The organism is Plesiomonas sp. ZOR0011, from assembly GCF_000800945.1.
GTDB classification, from domain to species: domain Bacteria; phylum Pseudomonadota; class Gammaproteobacteria; order Enterobacterales; family CAMTGL01; genus Plesiomonas; species Plesiomonas shigelloides.
The window spans coordinates 79,172-100,310 of the sequence record NZ_JRKB01000028.1 but is presented as its reverse complement, the minus strand read 5'-3'; the positions used below and the strand labels follow the sequence as shown (position 1 = coordinate 100,310).

At 51.5% G+C, this 21,139-nt stretch carries 15 protein-coding genes; 10 read left to right on the top strand and 5 right to left on the bottom strand.

Annotation, left to right across the window (positions count from 1 at the left end):
* Positions 1–2 precede the first annotated feature (2 nt).
* The 7 genes from L975_RS05330 (at position 3) to chrA (ending at position 11,050) form a co-directional block, all read left to right on the top strand.
* Complete coding sequence (locus tag L975_RS05330) at positions 3–473, top strand: Hcp family type VI secretion system effector (protein WP_052181289.1); 471 nt, start codon at positions 3–5, stop codon at positions 471–473.
* Positions 474–658: 185 nt separating this feature from the next.
* Complete coding sequence (locus L975_RS05325) at positions 659–2,683, top strand: type VI secretion system tip protein VgrG (protein ID WP_047707568.1); 2,025 nt, start codon at positions 659–661, stop codon at positions 2,681–2,683.
* Positions 2,680–3,570, top strand: coding sequence for a DUF4123 domain-containing protein (locus L975_RS05320; protein WP_047707566.1), 891 nt, complete (start codon positions 2,680–2,682; stop codon positions 3,568–3,570). Before L975_RS05325 ends, L975_RS05320 begins: the two co-directional genes overlap by 4 nt.
* A complete protein-coding gene (locus L975_RS05315; RefSeq protein WP_218185562.1) occupies positions 3,567–6,971 on the top strand; it encodes a toxin VasX in 3,405 nt (1,134 codons plus the stop codon). The genes L975_RS05320 and L975_RS05315 overlap by 4 nt, the downstream gene beginning before the upstream one ends.
* A 215-nt stretch (positions 6,972–7,186) precedes the next feature.
* The gene (locus L975_RS05310; RefSeq protein WP_218185561.1) at positions 7,187–8,140 is read left to right on the top strand and encodes a hypothetical protein; all 954 of its coding nucleotides are present in this window, start codon (positions 7,187–7,189) and stop codon (positions 8,138–8,140) included.
* Between the two features lie 164 nt (positions 8,141–8,304).
* Complete coding sequence (locus L975_RS05305) at positions 8,305–9,603, top strand: tetratricopeptide repeat protein (RefSeq protein ID WP_230400782.1); 1,299 nt, start codon at positions 8,305–8,307, stop codon at positions 9,601–9,603.
* Between the two features lie 217 nt (positions 9,604–9,820).
* Positions 9,821–11,050, top strand: coding sequence for a chromate efflux transporter (gene chrA / locus L975_RS05300; RefSeq protein ID WP_047707562.1), 1,230 nt, complete (start codon positions 9,821–9,823; stop codon positions 11,048–11,050).
* A 287-nt stretch (positions 11,051–11,337) separates the two neighbouring features.
* Here the strand turns inward: chrA and L975_RS05295 are convergent, their stop codons facing one another.
* The 5 genes from L975_RS05295 to phnR form a co-directional block, all read right to left on the bottom strand.
* Complete coding sequence (locus L975_RS05295; RefSeq protein WP_047707560.1) at positions 11,338–12,753, bottom strand: FAD-dependent oxidoreductase; 1,416 nt, start codon at positions 12,751–12,753, stop codon at positions 11,338–11,340.
* 22 nt (positions 12,754–12,775) lie between these two features.
* Positions 12,776–14,566: a putative 2-aminoethylphosphonate ABC transporter permease subunit gene (locus L975_RS05290; protein ID WP_052181288.1), complete on the bottom strand. Its 1,791-nt coding sequence runs from the start codon at positions 14,564–14,566 to the stop codon at positions 12,776–12,778.
* Positions 14,563–15,645, bottom strand: a complete 1,083-nt coding sequence (locus tag L975_RS05285) for a putative 2-aminoethylphosphonate ABC transporter ATP-binding protein (RefSeq protein ID WP_047707559.1) — start codon at positions 15,643–15,645, stop codon at positions 14,563–14,565. The genes L975_RS05290 and L975_RS05285 overlap by 4 nt, the downstream gene beginning before the upstream one ends.
* A gap of 285 nt (positions 15,646–15,930) precedes the next feature.
* Positions 15,931–16,971 carry a putative 2-aminoethylphosphonate ABC transporter substrate-binding protein gene (locus L975_RS05280; RefSeq protein ID WP_010863166.1) on the bottom strand — a complete coding sequence of 347 codons (1,041 nt, stop codon included), beginning with the start codon at positions 16,969–16,971 and terminating at the stop codon, positions 15,931–15,933.
* A gap of 195 nt (positions 16,972–17,166) precedes the next feature.
* Positions 17,167–17,865 carry a phosphonate utilization transcriptional regulator PhnR gene (gene phnR / locus L975_RS05275; RefSeq protein ID WP_010863165.1) on the bottom strand — a complete coding sequence of 233 codons (699 nt, stop codon included), beginning with the start codon at positions 17,863–17,865 and terminating at the stop codon, positions 17,167–17,169.
* 226 nt (positions 17,866–18,091) lie between these two features.
* On the opposite strand from phnR, the gene phnW reads away from it, so the two are divergent.
* The 3 genes from phnW to L975_RS05255 all read left to right on the top strand — a co-directional run bounded on the left by phnW (position 18,092) and on the right by L975_RS05255 (position 21,092).
* Positions 18,092–19,273 carry a 2-aminoethylphosphonate--pyruvate transaminase gene (gene phnW / locus L975_RS05270; protein WP_052181287.1) on the top strand — a complete coding sequence of 394 codons (1,182 nt, stop codon included), beginning with the start codon at positions 18,092–18,094 and terminating at the stop codon, positions 19,271–19,273.
* Positions 19,274–19,362: 89 nt separating this feature from the next.
* Entirely contained in the window at positions 19,363–20,172 is an 810-nt protein-coding gene (gene phnX / locus L975_RS05265) for a phosphonoacetaldehyde hydrolase (protein WP_047707557.1), read from the top strand.
* Positions 20,173–20,642: 470 nt separating this feature from the next.
* Positions 20,643–21,092 carry a YkvA family protein gene (locus L975_RS05255; protein WP_230400781.1) on the top strand — a complete coding sequence of 150 codons (450 nt, stop codon included), beginning with the start codon at positions 20,643–20,645 and terminating at the stop codon, positions 21,090–21,092.
* Positions 21,093–21,139: the final 47 nt, after the last annotated feature.

Here is a 21,139-nt window from a genome sequence, read left to right as displayed (position 1 = left end):
ACATCACTGCAGGCGCGTTCACCTCTGAATCCGTGGGTAACATCTTTGTACAAGGTCACGAAGATGAAATGCTGGTACAAGAATTCAAACATATCGTGACTGTACCTACTGATCCACAGTCAGGCCAACCATCAGGTCAGCGTGTTCACAAGCCATTCCAGTTCACCGTTGCGCTGAACAAAGCAGTTCCATTGATGTACAACGCCTTGGCTTCGGGTGAAATGCTGCCAACCGTAACCCTGAAGTGGTACCGCACCTCTGTAGAAGGTAAGCAAGAGCACTTCTTCTCTACCATTTTGACTGATGCCACTATCGTGGATATCGATTGCCAGATGCCACACTGCCAAGACCCAGCTAAATCAGACTTTACCCAGCTGATTCAGGTTTCTCTGGCCTACCGCAAAATTGATTGGGAGCACACTGTTGCTGGCACTTCTGGTGCTGATGACTGGCGCGCACCGATCGAAGCCTAATGACCTACGAGTCACTGTCCGTTTGCGCTGCAAGCGGACAGGTTACATCCCAAGTGACATCAGACTGTCAACAAATACAGTCTGTTATTTGCTTCGAACGCCATAGGTGTTCGAGGCTTTTTTGCTTTGCCATGCGGCTGTGTTGTCGGCGGCATGGCAAAGCATCATCAAGGAAGGAGTGGTGAATGGCGAATCAAGCGGGATTGCAATTTACCGTCACAGTCGGTGAATTACCGGAAAGCACCTTTGCGGTTGCAGAGTTTACGTTGCATGAAGCCCTGAATACGCCGTTTGAGCTAAATCTTGAGCTGGCAAGTTTACAGCCAGATATTGATTTTGCTGCCGTATTGGAGCAACCGTGCGAGTTGTTGGTCTGGTTTGACGGCGAGATCCAGCGCCGGATCAGTGGAGTAGTCAGCCAATTTGCACAAGGGGATACCGGTTTTCGGCGTACCCGCTATAGTTTGCAAGTGAAACCGGCGTTGTGGCGTTTATCTCTGCGCCATAATGCGCGCATTTTTCAGACTCAGACACCGCAAGAAATCATCAGTATCCTACTGCAAGAAGCGGGGATCACGGATTATGCCTTTGCCTTCAAAGATGAACATGCTCAGCGAGAATACTGCGTACAGTACCGAGAAACCGATTTAGGTTTTATGCAGCGTCTGGCTGCAGAAGAAGGGTTGTGCTGTTTTCACGAATTTGAAGCAGGTAAGCACCGCGTCATATTTGCCGATAATACAGCGGCATTACAGACGGGGCCGGCGCTGTTTTTCAACTTGGCCAATCAAGGTAAGCAACATGGCCCGTTTGTGCGCCGTTTCCACTATGCCGAAAACGTACGTCCTGCGGAAGTGGAGCTCAAAGACTACAGCTTCAAAACGCCCGCTTATGCCCTGTCGCATAAAAAACAAGGCAGTGAACTGAGCCATCAGCGTGAAAGCTACCAGCATTTTGATTACCCCGGCCGTTTTAAACAAGACCCGAGCGGTACGGCATTTACCGGTTATCGCCTCGATGCGCTGCGCGCCGATGCCATGACCGGCGAGGGCGACTCTAATGCGCCGCAATTGATGCCAGGTTGTGCGTTCAGTTTAAGTGAACATCCGAACGGGATGCTGAATACCGATTGGCAAGTGGTGCGCATTACACATACCGGTAAACAGCCACAGGCGCTGGAAGAAGAGGGCGGCAGTAGCCCAACGGTTTACTATAACCAATTTTCCGTGATCCCCGCGCAAACACCGTGGCGCGCGCTAATGCCGCACAAGCCGATGGTCGATGGCCCACAAATCGCTACCGTGGTCGGTCCTGAGGGAGAAGAGATCTATTGTGATGAACATGGCCGCGTGAAATTGCAATTCCCGTGGGACAGATATGGTGCGAGTAATGACCAAAGCTCCTGTTGGGTGCGCGTATCTCAAGGTTGGGCCGGTGGACAATACGGCATGGTGGCCATTCCGCGCATTGGCCATGAGGTGATTGTCTCGTTTTTAGAAGGCGATCCGGACCAGCCCATTGTCACAGGACGCACCTATCACGCGACCAACCGACCGCCGTATGATTTACCTGCGCATAAAACGCGTACCGTGCTGCGTACCGAGACGCATCAAGGGGAAGGGTTTAACGAACTGCGCTTTGAAGATCAGGCCGGACAAGAAGAGATCTACATCCACGGTCAAAAAGACCTGAATGTGCTGATTGAAAACGATGTGGCTTGGCACATAAAGCACGATGAGCATCGGGATATCGATAACGAACGGGTGACACGCATTAAGGCCAATGATCACCTGACCGTTGAGGGCGAAAAGCGCGATCAGATTAAAGCGGACTATTCCCTCACGGTTGACGCTTCCATGCACCAAAAATTAGGACAAGCCTTGTTAGTGGAGGCGGGTCAGGAAGTGCATGTGAAAGCCGGCATGAAAGTCGTGTTGGAGGCTGGTGCGGAGATCACCCTCAAAGTGGGCGGCTGTTTTGTCAAAGTGGATGCCAGTGGTGTCACACTCGTGGGCCCAACCATCAAAATGAACTCAGGGGGTAGCCCAGGCTCTGGCTCGGGTTGGGGAGGACAGATGCCTATTCAACCGAATGACGTCGAGGTGGTCGCACCGCCGCCGACAATGGAGCCAGCGCGTCAGATCCCGACCTTAAAATCGGCCGAGCCTGTTTGTGAAGTCTGTGAAGCCGCTGCACAGGGAGCCCAATGAGTTTTTCGTTACCTGAAATAGTCTTACACAAAGAGGAGCAACTTTACTTGCTCCTCGATGGTGGGCAAATCGCGCAGCTAGAGCGGCGCTTGTTCGAGATAGCGGATACCCCCGCATACCAGCCATTGTATTTGTATGCACCATGGGAGAGTTTGCGTGAAGTCTCCCCCTGTTTGGTCGTCGCTACTGAGCCATTATTGCGCTGGTATGCGGCCGAGTTTCAACCCAACAGCGGCTATTTGCTCGCCTCAACCTTGGCATTGTTACCGTTTGCTGAACGCCTACGTGGCTGGATTGAAGCGCAAAGCCCTTATGGCAGTCGGATTTTGCTTAAACCAGCGCAACCAGAAGGCATGTATCGGCTTTTTCAGGACGATGATCCGCGCTTTTGGCAAGATATCTCGCAGGTGTGGATCCCCGTTCGTGAGCAAATGCAGCCGCGCAGTAAGCTCATCTGGTGGCATAAAACCGCTAACCTATCTACTGCTGCTGCAACAAAATTGCCACCACTGCGTGAGAATGCGCCTCTACGCCTGAGTGATGCCCAGTGGCAACGTTTGGGTGAAGTCAGTTGGTTAAATAGCCTTGATACGCTCTACCGGCATATGGAGAAATGGTTTCCTAGCCGATTGGCTGAGCAGGAGACGCCGAACCAATGGATCACTGATTGGGCTACATGGGGATATAAGCAAGGTTTCACGAGTCTTCGTGATCTCATGTTTTTTTCTAATGTAATTGGTTACATCGGTACTGTATGGCTTGATGATGGGCATTGCCCAGATATTGTAGAGCTTTTAATGAACGCATCGGTCTTAACGCCTTCACAGAGAATTGAGAAAGCGGCGCAGTTAGCGGAAATACAGAATAAAATAGGGATAGAACAATGAGTAGTCCAAATCAAGATGTATCGACTGCGAGCTGTATTGATGCTAAAGCGCAATCTTCACCATGCCCGCTGAAAAAAAATAAAATTCAATTATTGCCTGTGCGTTATGCACTAGTAGAGCAAGAACATTCGCATCCAGCCATAGCTAGTACACATAAAACTGATATTCAATATCGTCCCATCGGAATCCGCTTGATAGATGAAGAAAGTTATCTCTACCTCATCCACAGTAAAAGACCGGATATTATTTATGCTTATGAGTTAGGTCAAAATGGATTGGTCAAAAAATTAGAACAAACAGGATTAGATGTTGCGTCTGAAAATGGTGAATTTATTTATCAAGTGTCTGAGTCAACGATTGTAGTTAGTCGTTCGGGAAGCATTCAGGCACTCTATAGCCCAGTTAAAATTTCGTCGAAATTACAAGGCCAGTTACTAAGGTCGGCCAAGTTACGAAAAAAAATGATGCAAACTTGCGAGTTAGGTCGCTTTGATTGCCAAAAAGGTGCACCGCATCTATTACCTCCGAGTCAATTGGAACAATATTTAGCCGATATTAATCCACAGCACAGTACCAATGAGGAAATAGATCAGTGGTGCTGGCTTAAACAAAAGCCAGTACCACAAAATGTGAGTGTGTTAACCAGTAAAATTTTGCCCAATTATCAAAATGAGGCTGCGGTTCTGTTATTGGAGGATCCAATAGGGATTATGACAGAGCTAGCCAGCGCTTACCAAGCGATGTTGATGCAAGAAGAAGAGTGGATGGCAAAAGACAGTAATAGAGCTGATTACTTTGCTGCGAGCCAGATACTCCAATTGATTGAAATGAGCGATGAGTTGCTACTTGTCCATGCAGACAATAAAGATGCATTAAATAAGTTTAATAAAGCTCATCCGCATGTATTGGAAGCGCGTTATCGTGACTACTGGCAAGCCAAACAGAACTTTGCTCCAGAAAAATACAATATGAAGACCTTGCCTTATGCAAGTTCTTCCATGTATGTAACGGATACGAAAGAGCAAATTGCTTACCGCAATGAATTAGCCAAAAACGAAGCTCTTGCGAAGAAAATAGGGATCAGTTCGCAAGATTTGCAAAAAATGTTTGATCTGGCAGGCGAGCAGAAAAAAGATCTACTCTATGGCGAAAGCTTACTCGGCCTGCGTGTATCTCGCGGAATTTTAGAACGCATTGATGAAGCCGCCATGCGCAGTTGGTATAAGCCAGCACAAACTAAAATCACCCATTGGCGTGAAATGTGTGTTCAGCTTGATAATGACCGTACTGCGATGTTGCCTGCTGCGTACACGGCTATTCCTGTATTTGATAAAGAAGAGCAAGATAAATTTAAGCATCGCTTAGAGTTAGAATATCACTGGTTACTCGGTTTGGGGGAGGACCCAGCAAATAGGGAAAAGATCAGTGAATTTTTTGCAACTCTTGGAGAGCAAAATACTCAGCTTTGGGTTTCGAATGCAAAAAATATTGCAACTGTAGAGGATTATGATGGTTTAGCTGGTGATATTAATAATGCATGGTCCCTTAAAGAGAGTTTCAGTGCTCAGTTGGACGGCTTGTCTGGTTTGAAAGAGTTTCAGGATCAGATGGCTGGCGTGCATCTGGTTTTGATAAAAACCATACCTCAAGCTTTACAAGCTTCAATGGGGCGATTGGCTTCTGAAATTGCGCGCCTTTCTATTCCTGAGTTGCAGAATATGACTGAACGTATGCGTTCGGCCACGGCTCAAGTTAATGCGGTATTGCATCATGCCAAACCCGGTATTGTTGCACTCTTATTAGGGCATGCTAAAAACGCGGGGGTCACGTTAGATATTGGCTCTCAGAGTGATGAAGCTTACGCTAGATGGCAAGAAGGCACAGTAGATAAATTACAAAAGTTACGGACGCGTGCTGAAGAGGCCAAGCGAGTATATAACAAGGCAACCAAAAATACGCCAGCTGATTCAGCAAGGCGTGCTTGGGCTAACGGTGAATGGGCCGCATTACAGCGAGAAAGTGCGGCGCTGCGCGAACAATTATTCACCCATAGTCAGCCTTTGGCTGAACCTGGCGCACCGAAACCACGTTCGCATATTATCATCAAAGCAAGTGGTGCCACGTTAATCGAATTGGAAGAGCATCTGAGACTCAGCCGAGAGGCCTTGAGTCATCAAGTGATGCGGGGAAGTAGAGGTACGGCTTGCTTAGGCGTGATTGCAATATTCACCAATTGGCTTAATTACAGTAAAACTGCGGCTGATTTAGAGCATAAAGGTGAGAAAACACGTGCACAGACTATGGATTATATTTCTGCAGTGACGGGGTTGGTAAGCGCATCTCTCGCTCTAAGTGTGGAAGCCATTCGTGTGGGGATTTACCTGCGGTGGTTGAAGAATGGAGCGGAAAGTTTGCTCAAAACAAGTGGCAAAGTTGTGACGCTAGGGACTACAGCTGTTGGTGTATTAGGTGCGATATCGGCGGCTGCGGATGGCTACAAACAGGCTTCACAGATTGCTCGCCATTGGCGGCGTGGCGAGTGGGAGCCGATGTTAGCGTCTACTGTGGTGCTGGCGGGTGATGGGATGGTCACTTATGCCAGTGGTAAGGTTGCGCTTGCTGGATACCGCATGATGATGGCTGCGGTGGCTGGAGAGATTTCTTGGCAACAGGCCGCCACGGTAACGTTACGCTTTGCGGTGCGTTTTAATCCGACGATGTGGGTAGCCGCTGTACTGATTTTTACCGGCGAACTGGCCTATAACTTCCTGACATCAACGCCGCTGATGAGGTGGATCAGTGAGTCGCGGTGGGGAAAGCGCGGCAGTATTCCTTTTTTACACACGAACCAAGAGTGGGACTATACCACCCAGCTGCGCAAATGGCTGGAGGTAATGCAAACTCCGCGGTTGCAGGTGCAGTATGGGTCGAAGATTAAGCTCGTTGAAAGCAACTCAATTACCATGCCAGTACAACGTACATGGCTGACCCAACTGCGTATTGTGCTTCCCATGAGCACCCCTGACCAAGTGCGTATACTTGCCTTAGTGCTCAGTAATGGCAAATTGGTTGATATTACTAAAAATTTACGCCAAAAATCCCCAATACAAGACGCCGGATTATATTCTCGGCTGGATTTTGATTGGCCTGCAGATGACCAAGGCCGCATGGAGTGGCTGTATCTGGTTATTGCCGTCACCACTTCAGCAGGCATTACATTATTTGATGAGCAAGGCGGGCTGCGTTTTTCTCTGAATTTAAGGCAGCTACAAGGGCTGGAAGAGGCTAATTTGGCAGGGGATACACCGGGATGGCGACAGGCCAAACCGGTGGAGGACGATGATAAATATCCTTTAGATCGGAGCAAGATCACTGCACTGTTGCAGCCATTATTGAATTGATTTGAGATTATTTAATGAAAAAAAAATCTGTATTACCTTTTTTTGCCGGACAGCATCGGCAAGAGCAGCTCAGTGCCCGTACCGTTTTTAGCCCGTTACCGGTCATGACTAATGTTCCACCTGTGCGGCGAGCTGATTGGCTCACTAAAAAATGCGACCACTATATTGAAATAGGGGGCGCGGGCGGCTCTCTATTCCAAACTCAGGCTTTTTACATGCTTTGGATAATAGGGTTATCTGTGTCGGCTATGGCTTTTTGGGGATTACCGTGGGAGCATGGTCATGGTATGAGTCAGGGGCAAGGCTGGTCAGGTGTTTGGGCTGGGAACTATCAAGAGGTGTGGGTTGGCCCTAACCAGTGGCGGATGGAGTTCAGTTGGATGAACTTACTGGGAGCTGTTATGGGGTTGGGAATGGGGCCAGGTTTTGCGTTGTATGTGACGGTAAAGATTATTTGGGAGCATCAGCAACAATTGCACCGGGTGTTACCATTTCGCTTTCATCGCCAACGCCGCGAGGTGATGCTATCGCGCTGGGATAAGCGAGCTAAAAAAACTGAAGTGCGAATTTTTCCGTGGGAAGAGATGTGCGCCATGGTCGGGGAAGGTTCCGCGGTATCCACCAGTGGCGTAATGACCATGGCAACGTTGTTTTTTGGTATTAATTCCGATGAGAGACCGGGGCATTTTTGGTCGGGTATCAATGTCGGTACGCTGAGCAAAGAAATTGGTGCCAGTGAATGGGAAATGATCCGCCGCTATATGGATGAAGGCCCTGAGGCTCTTGATGAGCCAGCGCCAATCACCTTTAACGGCATGATTGATGAATTTTGCCGAGAGCGAAAAATACCCCGTAGTGCCTTCTCGCCATTGCGCCGTCTTTGGTGGGAAATGAACGGTACCCGTTTGGGTATTTTGCGGCTCAATATTCAAAGCCGGGTCCAAAAACGTTTTGCCGAGCGTTATTTCTCTGCCCATCCTGAGTTTGCAGCCTGGAGCGAGCCTCTGCCGCTAGAGCAATGGGCAAAACCGAGTGCGCGTTTGGTGCGTTGTAATCAGTTATTAGCCGAACAATACGCTAAAGGTCGCACGATTTTCACTGTAGGTGATGTGCGCGAATTGTTGGGTGAATCCATCAGTGATGAAGCCGCACAGGCATTAGATTATTGAGTATATAACTATTGTAACGTTTTTTTTCGTTACTGTGCGGCTCAAAACATTGAGTCTTGAATTCTGAATATACAACTAATGTGAATATAAAGAACCATCCAATGCTAAATATACAATACGGATATCTAGGTCTACTGTTATTCGTGGCCGGCTGCACATCACAGATGACATCACTTAGTGATCAGCAGCTATTACAAAAAGCCCTGCAAGGTCAGGGGCGAGCACAGTTTGAGCTAGCTACTCGCTTAGCAGGAAAAGCACAACCAGATTACAGCTCAGCGATGCACTGGATGAAGCAAGCCGCCGAAGGTGGAGTGATGGCTGCTGATTCGACAACACAAAGCCGCGCCGCAGCACAAGTAGCCACGTGGTATGAGCAAGGTCTGGGGGAGCCGAAAGATCCTGTCAAAGCGCGCTCGTGGTGGCAACAGTCTGCTGCTTTGGGAAATGCTCAGGCGTCATGGCGTTTGGCGCAGCTCTGTCAACAAAACAATGATGGCAAACTGGTGGCTGAGTGTGTGGATAGTTTGGAGCAAGCCGCGAAAGGTGATGTCATTGAGGCTCAGCGGGCACTGGCCCTGTGGTACAGTCAAAAATCCGAGGCATCTAAAGAAGCAATAGTCTGGTTGACGAAAGCCGCTCAAGCCGGTGACTGTAGCGCGCAGGCCACATTAGCCAGTTTTTACGCGCAGGGGCGTGGTGTACCACGTAACCTCGCGACGGCAGAGCGGTGGTATGCCAAAGCCGCAACACAAGGCGATCCGCAAGCGCTGCTTTGGATGGCAGAACAGAGTAGCGGTAAAACCGCCTTTCGTTGGTACCAACAAGCAGCAGAAGCCGGAGCCGCGTCGGCGCAGTTGTGGCTAGCGAATGCCTATCTATCCGGCAATCAGGTGCCGGCTAATCCCGCATTAGCGCGTGAATGGTTGGTCAAAGCGGTGAACAATGGGTCACATGAAGCGCAGTACCTGTTTGCTCTACAGCAAGCGAGCTCCGTTGAACGCGAACATTATTTAACGCTGGCGGCAGAAGGTGGGCTGGCTAAAGCCCAAGTCGCCTTAGGGCGTGCCAGCTTGCGTGCGCAGTCACTCAGCCAAGCGCGAGGATGGTTTGCTAAAGCGGCTGCGCAAGGGGATGTGGAAGGGCGTTTTGAATACGGTGAGATGTTACGTGCTGGCCAAGGTGGTGAGCATGACTATCACGGCGCTTATCAGCAATACCGCTACGCTGCGCAGCAAGGCAATCGCATGGCGCAATACCGTATGGGAATGATGCGCGAAGAGGGTTTAGGTGGGCCGCGTAATCGCCTGCATGCGTATGCATGGTTCTCGTTAGCGGCAACCCAAGGGATGGAAGAGGCGATCCAAGCTCGTGAAACTCTTGAAGGTATGATGACGCCGGAAGAGATAAAGCGAGCGCAAAAGTTGTCGCAATACTGGTTCAAACAGCAAGAGTCCACCTAAAGATATTGGGCTATCTTTTGATAATCCAGTGATGAGGCTGGTTGGTTCAGGCGCTGAGGTAAGCGGCGGGACGACGGGAGAGCGCAGTATCGCGCTATTTGGAGCGTTCGCACTCCCGTGTAATCGCTAACATACTGATTATACGCATTAACTGTTTTGTCATAATTGAGTGCTACAGTGGTCGGCTGGCGTTATTCATCGGGATTTTGGTTAACTTATGTCCTCAGCTGCTACTCCTTCGTTTCATCTTTTCCTGATTTTTCTCCGTCTTGGTCTGACATCATTTGGTGGACCGGTTGCCCATCTGGGTTATTTCCATCATGAGTTTGTTGCTCGCCGTCGTTGGTTAAGTGAGTTTGAGTACGCCGATTTAGTGGCCTTATGCCAATGCCTACCCGGGCCGGCCAGTAGTCAGTTCGGCATTGCGCTGGGCTTTCGTCAAGGCGGCTATCTTGGTGCGCTGGCGGCGTGGTTGGGTTTTACTTTGCCGTCGGCACTGTTGATGGCGGGGGCGGCGTGGGGAATCCAGCACTATGGGCTGTTACCCAATGGCTTTTTAATGAGTGGCCTTAAGTTAGCGGCGGTCGCGGTGGTGGCGCATGCGGTGTGGAATATGGGCTGGCAACTGTGTCGTACTCGCGGCACGCTGTTGCTTGCCGTGATGGCGCTGGCGGGATCGCTGATGATTGCGGATGCTCGTATGCAACTGCTATTCATCATATTTGGCGCGGTGGTCGGTCGGTTTTGCTTGTCGCCCGCGGCCGTGGGCTTGCGTGAGTCTATCTCTCACTCCATTCCTAATACGGCCTCGTCGATGGCGGTGCACTCTAGGGGGATGTCGCCTAGGCAGGGGATTGTTCTCCTGTTGCTGTTTGCGGCGTTGTTAGTGCTGCTACCCGCGTTGATGCTACTGGTGACATCACCGACGTTGTCACTGTCTTCCGCCATGTACCGCGCGGGTGCCTTGGTGTTTGGTGGCGGGCATGTGGTGTTGCCGTTACTGGAAGCGGAGTTCGTGCAGCCGGTTGGTAGCATGTCAGCCGATCACTTTTTGGCTGGATATGCATTGGCACAGGTGGTTCCTGGGCCGTTGTTCACCTTTGCCGCTTATCTGGGCATGAGCGAGCAGGGCGTGACAGGGGCGTTATTGGCGACCCTGATGATTTTTTTGCCGGCGTTTTTATTGGTCTTAGGTGGATTGCCGTTCTGGCAGGCGTTTTGCGCGCAGCCTCGTTATCGGGCTGTACTAACGGGCATCAATGCGGTGGTCGTGGGGATTTTAGCGGCGGCTTTATATCATCCGGTGGCCTCAAGTGCTATCCATCGCCCGTCAGAGGCGCTGATCGCCGTCGTTGGGTGGTTGGCATTGCAAAAATTGCGTTGGTCACCGATTCGGGTGATTGGCTTAACCTTGCTTTTGTATGGGTTATCGGTCGCGCTTTTGTGATTGCGATGGGGTTTATTCACTTGTGCTGAAAGGTTTCATTTACAACCCGTGCGGTGCGTGACGCTTTTTATCGTACTGGGTAAATACATGCGTTACCCTGCCGGCAGTTGATTATGTGTCAACGTTGTTTTATCACCCTTTTGCGTTTTGTGTTGTTTATTCCGCCGCAGATTTAGACTGCGGCGGTTTTTTTATCTATCTTGCTCTTGCCGGTTGAGCGTTTCCAGTCTTCCCCGTTTCGCGGCTAGAAAATGTCATTCCCTTTCGGATAAGCGGGTTAGGAAACGTTAGTGAGTGTCGGCTTTGCCGGCGGCGTCAGCCAGTTTGGCCAGTTGCTTATCCCACCAATGTGGCGCTCTGTTTTCATCTTCGGCTCTCTCTTTACGGCGAATAGCATTACGTACCAACATAGCGCCAACCCAGCGAAATGGCTCCGGTGGGAAATAACCGCGGGGGCCGCCAGTGAGCGCGCAACGAGTCCAGTCATTATCTTCGCCACAAACCAACGCCGAGAGGATCTGTCCGCCGATCCAGCTTTGGGTAACTCCATTGCCTGAATAGCCAAAGCCATAAAAAATATTGGGATGCTGCCGCCACGGGCCAAAAAAGGGCAGGCCATCTACCGAGCGATCGGAGGCGCCACACCAACTGGCGGCAATCGGGGTTTTATTCAGGTGTGGGAAGAAGTGATACAGCGCTTGGCTGAGTGACTCTTTATAGCGGCTTGGTTGGTCAAATTCGGCCAAATGGCGGTTAGCAAAAGCAAAGGTGTTACCGCCTTTTCCTAACATCAAACGGCCATCTGGTGTAGAGCGGTAGTAGTAAACAAACGTGCGCCCATCTACCACACAGCGGCCATGATCCATCTGTTGCTGCTGTAATGAGGCAGGTGCTGGCTCTGTGATCACCATGTCGGATGACACCAACACAATGCTGCGCCGGAACTCGCGAAAACGCTCTGCCATGGCACTGTTAATCGCCAAAATCACTTGTCCAGCCTGAACTTGCCCTTGCGGGGTACGAATAGTGACTACGCCGCCCTGTTGGCTATTAGGAATTAACTCGGTCATCGGGGTACGTTCGTAGACTTCAATGCCCATCGCGCGGGCGGTGTGCAAGAGGCCACGTGCCAGCAGCGCCGGTTGCACCGAACCAGCGTAAGGGCTGAAATGGGCTTCTTTATGCTGAGTTGAGCCACAGGCTGATGCGAGTTGTTCGCCATCAATGTGCTGCCAATGGTTGAGGCCTGAATCTGACAGTGCGCTGAGTACTGGCGCCATTCCCCCCTGCTGCGCCCGATTGGTGGCAGTATACAGGGTGCCTTCTAAGCGCAAGTCGGTGTGGATCCCGTGCTCATCACAAAAGTTGGCGATAGCGTGCACCGCTTGCTCGGAAGCGCTGACCAGCCAGCGCGCTTGTTGCTCACCAAATAAACGGCGTAGAGTGAGGTATTTTGCTGACCACGTCAGCATACAACCGCCATTGCGCCCAGAAGCGCCGGAGCCACACAGGTCTTTTTCTAGCACCACAATGCGCCAATTTGGGCGCGCTTGGCGCAGCGCAATGGCACTCCACAGGCCAGTATAACCACCACCAATAATGCACACATCGGCATGCAGTGTTTCGCTAAGTGGCTGCGGCTCAGGGTAGCCTTCACCTTCCAGTGCTTGTTCGAGCCAAAACGGATAAAACGGGGACGACATGACAACAACTCCTTTTCAATGTTTATGCATGCTGACGCCAGCGTTGCGTGCGCTGAAGTAATGCGCGACTGGCGAGATGTTCGAGCAGCTTGACCCCAGCGGCGGCTAATAAAATCAAGGTCGCCATGGCGGCCGCGGCGGCGGTATTGCCGGAGTCTTCCATGTTCAACACCGCGACCGAGGCGGGAATGCTATCGCCGGCATACAAGAAGATGACGGCAGAGGTGGTGGTCATGGCATTCACGAAGAGGTAAATGAATACCTCCAGCAAGGCGGGCAGGCAAACGGGCAATGTGACGCGCCAAAAAGCTTTCCATGCAGGAATCCGTAGCGATGAGGCCACTTGCTCCAGCTCGCGCGGCAGCTGTTTCAAGCTTGTCAGCAGTGTCATGTGCCCAACGGTGTAGTAGTGCATGACGCAGCACAACACCAACAGGGGCAGCGTGCCGTACAACAGATTGAGCGGATTTGCAGGATGGTTAAAAAAGGCACTGTAACCGAGTCCGAGCACCATACCGGGCACGGCCAATGACAGCATCGCCAGCAAGTGCAGCACTTGACGTAAGGGGGCAAAGTGACGGCCTTTTTCCTGTGCCCACGCTAGCAGAGTCAGGATCAGGGTACCGGCCAATGCGGTGAGAAATCCCAACTTGATCGTGTTGAGAAACGGCAACCATCCGTACACGCTGCCGCTATCAAAATCATAATTGGCGAAAGTGAGGCTCAGATCATAAGGCCAAAAACGGATCAATGAGCCGTAAATCGCCATGCCCGCCAATGCAATAAACAATAAGGCTATCGTGGCACACCAAATAAAGGCCAAGGTATCGCGGACAGGGTGTGGCTGAGGGATATAAGGCACACTACGGGTGCTGGCTTGCTCTTGTTGCCGTGAACGTAGGCGATGCTCTAAAGCAAAACTGAGCAACGCCGGTAATAGCAGCAACACACTGGCTACCGCCCCCAACGTGAAGTTTTGCATACCAATTACTTGCCGATAGATGTCGGTTGCTAGCACGCTAAAATTACCGCCAATGACCTTGGCGACACCAAAATCACAGATGCTCAAGGTGAATACCGCAATTGCTGCGCTGAGTAAGCCATAGCGCGCTTGTGACAATGTCACTGTAACAAAGGTGCGCCACGGGGAAGCACCCAGTACACGGGCCGCTTCGTACTGCCGCGCGTCGCTGTGCCCTAATGCGGTGGTCAAAATCATCAACGCATGCGGAAAGCACCAAAACCCCAGTCCAATGGCTATGCCCAGCGCACCATAGATACTCTGCTCACCCAGTAAACCGCGCGCAATGCCTTGATTGCCAAACCAGTACATCAAACTGATCGCGGGCAGCAGTGATGGCATTAATATAGGCAGTAAACCAATGAGGCGGAAAAAACCTTTCCACGGCATACAGGTTCGGGTCAGCGCATAGGCGTAAGAGAATGCCAAGGTAATGACGCTGACTGTAAGCACCAGACCTAACCACAACGTATTTTTAACGGACTGCAGCAGATTCGGGCTTTGCAGGTATTCGGCAAAATAGCGCAGCCCTGTCCAATTGCCTTGCGCGTCACGCACACTATTGAGCAGCATACTTAGCAGTGGAAGTAATACACCCATTGTCAGCAGTGCGATGCCACCGATCAGCAACAGCAGTTGCAGACGTTGGTCGGGACCACTGGCGGCACGCAGCTTTTGCCAGCGCAACCAGACGGAATGTGACGATGTAACCGGTAGTGTCACCGAGGCATTTGCGGTGTCGACGCGGGTATCAACATACAGGGAAGGGGATTTCAGGGATTGATCGCTCATGCGGCGCTCTCCTGTACTCGCGGTGCGCCCTCAAAGGCTTGCATGGCATCATCGGGCCAAGACAGCGCACAGCGCATACCACTACGCCAGTGTGCCGCGCTGGCAAAGGGTGCTAATACTTGAATGGTCTGAGGGCCGAAATAGGTCTCGGCCTGACAAAATAGCCGCAGCTGGCTGCCTAAAAACTCTATTTGCGTGATCACCGCCGGAAGCGCGCCGGCTTCGGCGGGATGCAATTGAATTGACTCTGGCCGCAGCGCAATGCTCAAACGACTCCCGGTTTGGCCGCGATTCGCCAATGTCAGCGGATGGGTATTGAGGCGAATTTGCCGTGGGCTGATGACCATGCATTCAAGAAAATTCATGCTACCGACAAAGCGGGCGACAAACTGACTGCTCGGGCGCTGATAGATGTCGCGTGCGCTACCGCTTTGGCTGATTTGACCTTGCTCCATCACCACGATGCGGTCGGCCATGCTGAGGGCTTCTTCTTGATCGTGCGTCACCATGATGGTGGTGATGCCAAGGCGTTGCTGTAACGCGCGGATTTCGGTGCGCAAATGGGTACGCACTTGGGCATCCAGTGCACTCAGGGGCTCATCGAGCAATAACAGTCCTGGCGAAAGTGCCAATGCGCGCGCCAGCGCCACACGTTGTTGCTGGCCACCGGAGATTTGCGCCGGATATTTGTGTGAATGTTCGCGCAGGCCGGTTAGATCCAGCCATTTCAATATGGTTTCCTGAATGTGCGCTTTGGGCAAGCGGCGATTTTCCAACCCGAAGGCAATGTTTTGCGCTACGGTCAGATTGGGAAACAAGGCATAAGATTGAAAGACAATGCCAAAATCGCGCTGCTCAGGGGGCAGCCACGTGATATCGCGATCTTGTTGGATGATTCGGCCGTTGTCCGGTAGCTCCAGACCGGCGATCGCGCGCAGCAGTGTGGTTTTGCCACATCCTGATGGCCCAAGAAAACAGACAAACTCACCCGCTTCAACCGAGAGGGAGATATCACGCAGAGCCTGAAATGCGCCGAATGACTTATTCAGGTGGGTGATCTGTAAATAGGGATGACTCATGCCGGAACACTCCTTTATTGGTATATACCAGTTTGCGGAAGGTATATGACCAAAGCATGACTGAAAAATGACAAACCGATGATGGTACGGAACTTGGGGGGATGGATGATGTGCTCTAGAAGCAGGCGGGAAATGAAAAACCGATCCCTTGTACATATAGCTACATAATAAATTAGCTACGTTGTCACTTCGGGATCGGTCAGCGTGTGCGGCAAGGTCGAGCGTGAACAATCTATGTGTACACGCTCACTATGTGTAAATGCTCAGCCTAGGATGAAGGCACAATTACTGTTTTTTCGGCTCGCTCTTACCATCAAAGCGCTGGCTCCATTCCGTTAGGATCTGCGTGCGCGCTTGTGATGCCCACTGAAAATCATTTTTGATCATCTGTGCGGCGATATCCTGCGGATAACCTGGGTGGGCTTTGGCCTGATCGGGGCGAGCGACCACCGCAAACGATTTGGCATACAGCGCATTAGCTTCTGCCGATGCGGCGAAGTCCATCAGGCGCTGCGCGGCGTCTTCACGCGGTGTGCCGGCGATAATCGCGGCGGCTTCCATATCCCATCCGGAGCCTTCGCTAGGGAAAATCACTTGCAGTGGCGCGCCCTTGGCTTTGAGACTGGTGGCAGGAAAATCAAATGAAATCCCGATAACGGTTTCACCGCTGGCGGCTAACTTGCACGGTGCTGAGCCAGAGTGGGTGTAGCGGTCGATATTCTGATGCAGTTTTTGCATATAATCCCAAGCTTGATCTTGGGGTTGGGTCTGCATCCAACCGGCGACACTCAAATAACCGGTGCCTGATGAAGCGGGGTTTGGCATCACAATCTTGCCTTTGTAGATAGGCTTGGTCAGGTCAGCCCAACTGGTGGGGGCAGGAATGCCCTGTTTTTGTGCTTCCACCGTGTTAAAACACAACGCACTGAAATAGGCATCCAGACCAATCCAGCGCGGTTGCTCGCGCGCATCGCGAAAGCGCGCATCCAGCTGCTCAAGCCCTTTCGGCGCATAGGCGGCTAGCATGCCGGCATCATCAAGCTGGATCAGGCTGGTGGCCGCTAATCCCCATACCACATCGGCTACCGGACGCGCTTTTTCTGCCAACAGACGGGCGGTGATCACTCCGGTCGAGTCGCGTACCCATTTGATACGGATATCAGGCTGTTGAGTTTCAAAACTGCGCTTAAGCTCCGCTAACTGCTCCGGCTCAAACGCGGTGTACACGGTCAGCTCCGTTGCCGCCAAGGCCGGTGTGCTGCAGGCAATGGCCAGCATAGAACTTAAACAAGTACGTGACAGTAACGCCGATATTGGGTGTGACATGAAATTCTCTCCCTAGATGGATAACTAGACCGGATAAATTGGTATAAACCAGATAACTGAGGGAGAGGGTAGAAAAGGAATATGACAGCGGCGTGATCGGGGGATGACAACTTAGCGATCCGTACTGACAGCATCAATGACCGATACCAAGACAAACCTGTTATAGCGATGACAAAACCCGCGGCATCTCACGGCCTAATCGGCCGTATCGACTTCAATCTCTAAGCTGTCATGACGCCAGTATTCGATATCAAAATCCAGCACGCGGCCAAATTGGTCGTAGTTCAATCGCTCTAGATGCAGTGCCGGTAAACCGGCCGTTGCCGCCAGTAAGCCCGCTACATCATCAGGTAACGCCGTTGGTCGAAAGCGCACCTGCATTCTGGCATATTCCAGATTGTAATGGCGACGATAGAGTTCCGTCAGGCTTCCTGCCAGATTATGACTGAGCAGATCCGGCACTTGCTGCGGCAAGCAGTAGTTCTCGCAATAACAGACCGCCCGACCATTGAGAAAGCGCAACCGTCGGATCACAAACAACGTCTCCATTGGCTTCATTCCCAACCGTTCACGTAAGGCCGGCGGCACCGGCTGGCGGGTTGCATCTAGAACCTCGGTTTTGGCTTCTCCACCTTGTTCGGCCACGATTTGGTGAAAGTTCGAGGTAACGCGTGGATTGAGTCGCAGGCGCGGTGGGCTAACAAACCAACCACGGCGGTCTTGCCGATAAATTAGGCCGGACGCTTCTAATTGCGCCAGTGCTTCACGGATCGTCACGCGGGTGGTCGAGAACAGTTCACACAGCTGACGCTCTGACGGCAATTTGTGCAGCCCGCCAGCATGGATCTGGCGAGTCAGTTCATCTTTGATACGCAGATACTGAGGTTTGGTCATGATGATCCTGTAAGTCAGCTAAAGGCTAGCCCGCGTCAGGCTGTCGTACTCAGGCCAGCATTATAGCCACGATTGCCCATGGCCGTATTGATGAATTTTTTGTTGCAGTTGCACTTGCCCCTTTGACGTTCATGCCGACTCCCCGCACAATAAAAATAAACTGGTATATACCAGGTTGATATTTTCCATTAGCGCGACAACCTATCTCATTGCAGAGGGCATCAAGATGAATCACCCCGTGAGCCAGACTGGACAGCAGCATATACGCGCTCAAGCGCCACAAGCAGATTATCTGTTGTTAACGCCCGGCCCATTAACCACCACGGCAACCGTTAAAGAAGCAATGCTGTATGACAGCTGTACTTGGGATGCGGATTACAATCAGGGCGTGGTACAGCCGATCCGGCATACCTTGAAGGCCTTGGCTGCTGCGCAAGATCCGGCGCGTTTTACCAGTGTGTTACTGCAAGGCTCGGGCTCGTATGTGGTCGAAAGTGTGCTGGGCTCTGCCATTGGTGCACAAGATTGTGTCTTGATCATCTGTAATGGTGCTTATGGCGAACGAATGGGCGAGATCGCCGCGGTGTTAGGACTGGCGCATTATCTGTATCGCTGTGGTGAAACTGAATTACCTGATCTTGCTCAGATTGAGCAACTGTTACGTTGTCACAATGAGATCACTCATGTAGCGATGGTGCATTGTGAAACTACCACCGGCATGCTGAACCCGCTGAGTGAAGTGGCGGCGCTATGCCGTCAGCACAAATTGACTCTGATTGTCGATGCTATGAGCAGTTTCGGCGGGATCCCTTTAGATATGGCGCAGCTGGGGATCCACTTTCTAATTAGTTCGGCGAATAAGTGTTTGCAGGGGGTACCGGGGTTCGGGTTTGTGATTGCCGAGCGCGAGGCATTACAGCGTTGTCGTGGCCAAGCGCGTTCGTTGGCGCTGGATCTGTACGCTCAGTGGCACACCATGGAAACGCAGCACGGAAAATGGCGCTTTACCTCACCGACTCACACGGTTTTGGCTTTGGCGCAGGCACTGCATGAGCTGATGCTGGAAGGCGGTATCGCTGCGCGCTATCAGCGCTATTGTCGTAATCAGCAGCTGTTGGTGCAGGGGATGCAGACGCTTGGCTTTACACCTTTATTGCCCGTAGCGCTGCATTCGCCGGTGATCACCGCCTTCTATTCCCCCACCATCCCTGAATATAGCTTTGCTGATTTTTATCAGGCGCTTAAAGCGCAGGGCTTTGTGATTTATCCCGGTAAAGTATCGCAAGCCGATTGCTTTCGTATTGGCACCATTGGTGATGTGCATGAGGCCGATATTCGCGGCTTACTGCAAGCCATGGCGCGTGCAGTACCGGCCATGATGCCGGTGGTTCAAGATGCCACGATTTAACTAACCGCGATTTTATGAACTGCAAGCCAATGCTGCATGACTGCTGATGCAGCGCGCTATTTCTCACTTTTAGATCTAAAGGAAAGGGCATGTCACAGGTAAAAGGATTAGTACTGGATTGGGCGGGGACCGTGGTCGATTTTGGTTCGTTTGCCCCTACGGCAATTTTTATGGAAGCTTTCGAGCGCGCGTTTGATTTCCCTGTGTCGTTGGAGGAAGCACGTCAGCCAATGGGATTGGGTAAATGGGATCATATCGCCGCGGTCGGTCGCTTGCCGGAGGTGGACGCACGTTGGCGTAGCCGCTTTGGTCGCCCGATGCAGGATGCGGATGTCGATTTAATCTACTCCACGTTCATGCCACTGCAAATTGAAGCGGTAGAGCGCTATGCCGACCTGATCCCAGATGTGTTACCGGTGCTGCAGCGCTTACAAGCGCAGGGCATTCGCATTGGTTCGTGCTCTGGTTATCCGCGTGCGGTGATGGAGCGTCTGGTGCCGGCCGCGGCCGAGCGAGGTTATCGACCAGATCATTGGGTTGCAACCGATGATTTAGCCGCCGGCGGGCGTCCTGGGCCGTGGATGGCACTGGCGAATGTCATCGCGCTGGGGCTGCCGAGCGTTTGGCAGTGTGTCAAAGTGGATGATTCTGCGCCGGGTATTGTGGAAGGGCGCAATGCGGGGATGTGGACTGTCGGCTTAAGCATCACCGGTAATGAGTTTGGCGCATCGTTAGCTGAGTTTAACGCCATGTCTGCGGAGCTCATAGCACAGCGTCGTGCTAGCGCAACCTCGCGTTTACAGCAGGCGGGAGCGCACTATGTGATTGACTCGTTGGCGCAAATTGAATCGGTCTTGGCGGATATTAATCGCCGGTTGGCTGAAGGTGAGCGGCCATAATGCCGATACGGCTTGCCTGCTTGAATTAGTCTTTTGGAATCTCAGCGGGAGGTAATCACACTACCGCTGAGTTTTACTGGTGCAATACACAATCTATTAAGTCATCATCCGAAATATTAATTCATAAATCCTACACGCGCCAAAGGCGCGCAAACATCATCGCTAAACTCTGCTTATCAGGATCTTTATTGTCTTTTCGCTACAGTGTTTTGCGCTCTGCACAAGCGGTATAGCTTGCTGGGGGAAAATTACTGTCTGGCCGATATTAGCTTGTACGTGTATACCCATGTCGCGGAAGAGGGGGGATTTAACTTACGTGAATTTCCGCAGAACTGCACATGGTTAGTGTGTATTGAGGCGCAGCTTGGTCATCAAACCATGGCGCAATGTTTAGCTGCCGCATCATAGAACCTTAAACACGGTGAAAAATCAGGCATACTGAGAGGAGAAGGTTTAGTGAACTCCCCAGTATGAAAGGTACCGTTAACGCAATGGTTAAACAGCGTCTACAGAAATTACTGAAAAAATCGCCCACAGAGTCGGCGCAGACACGTATTGGTGAGCCGGTGTTAGAGGATTATGCGTGCGCTGAAGATTTCAACGAGCGCCGGTTTTGGCACAAGCTAAAAGGCGTGGCTAAAAAAGCCGGCTACAGTGTGCTAGAAAAATGCCTGTGGCTATATTACACCGCGCAAAAGCCTGACACCCCAAAATGGGCGAAAACCGCAATTTATGCTGCACTGGCGTATTTTGTGTTACCGCTAGATGCGATTCCGGATTTTATTCCTGGGATCGGCTATAGCGATGACATCAGCATTTTGGCCTCAGCGTTATTGTCCGTATCGCTGTATCTGGATGCGAGCGTAAAGCAACAGGCGACGGAAAAGCTTTCAGTATGGTTTGGCGACCGTGATGAATGAAGCAATATATCAGTGAGAAAAAAGCGGCATAACGCCGCTTTTAAACT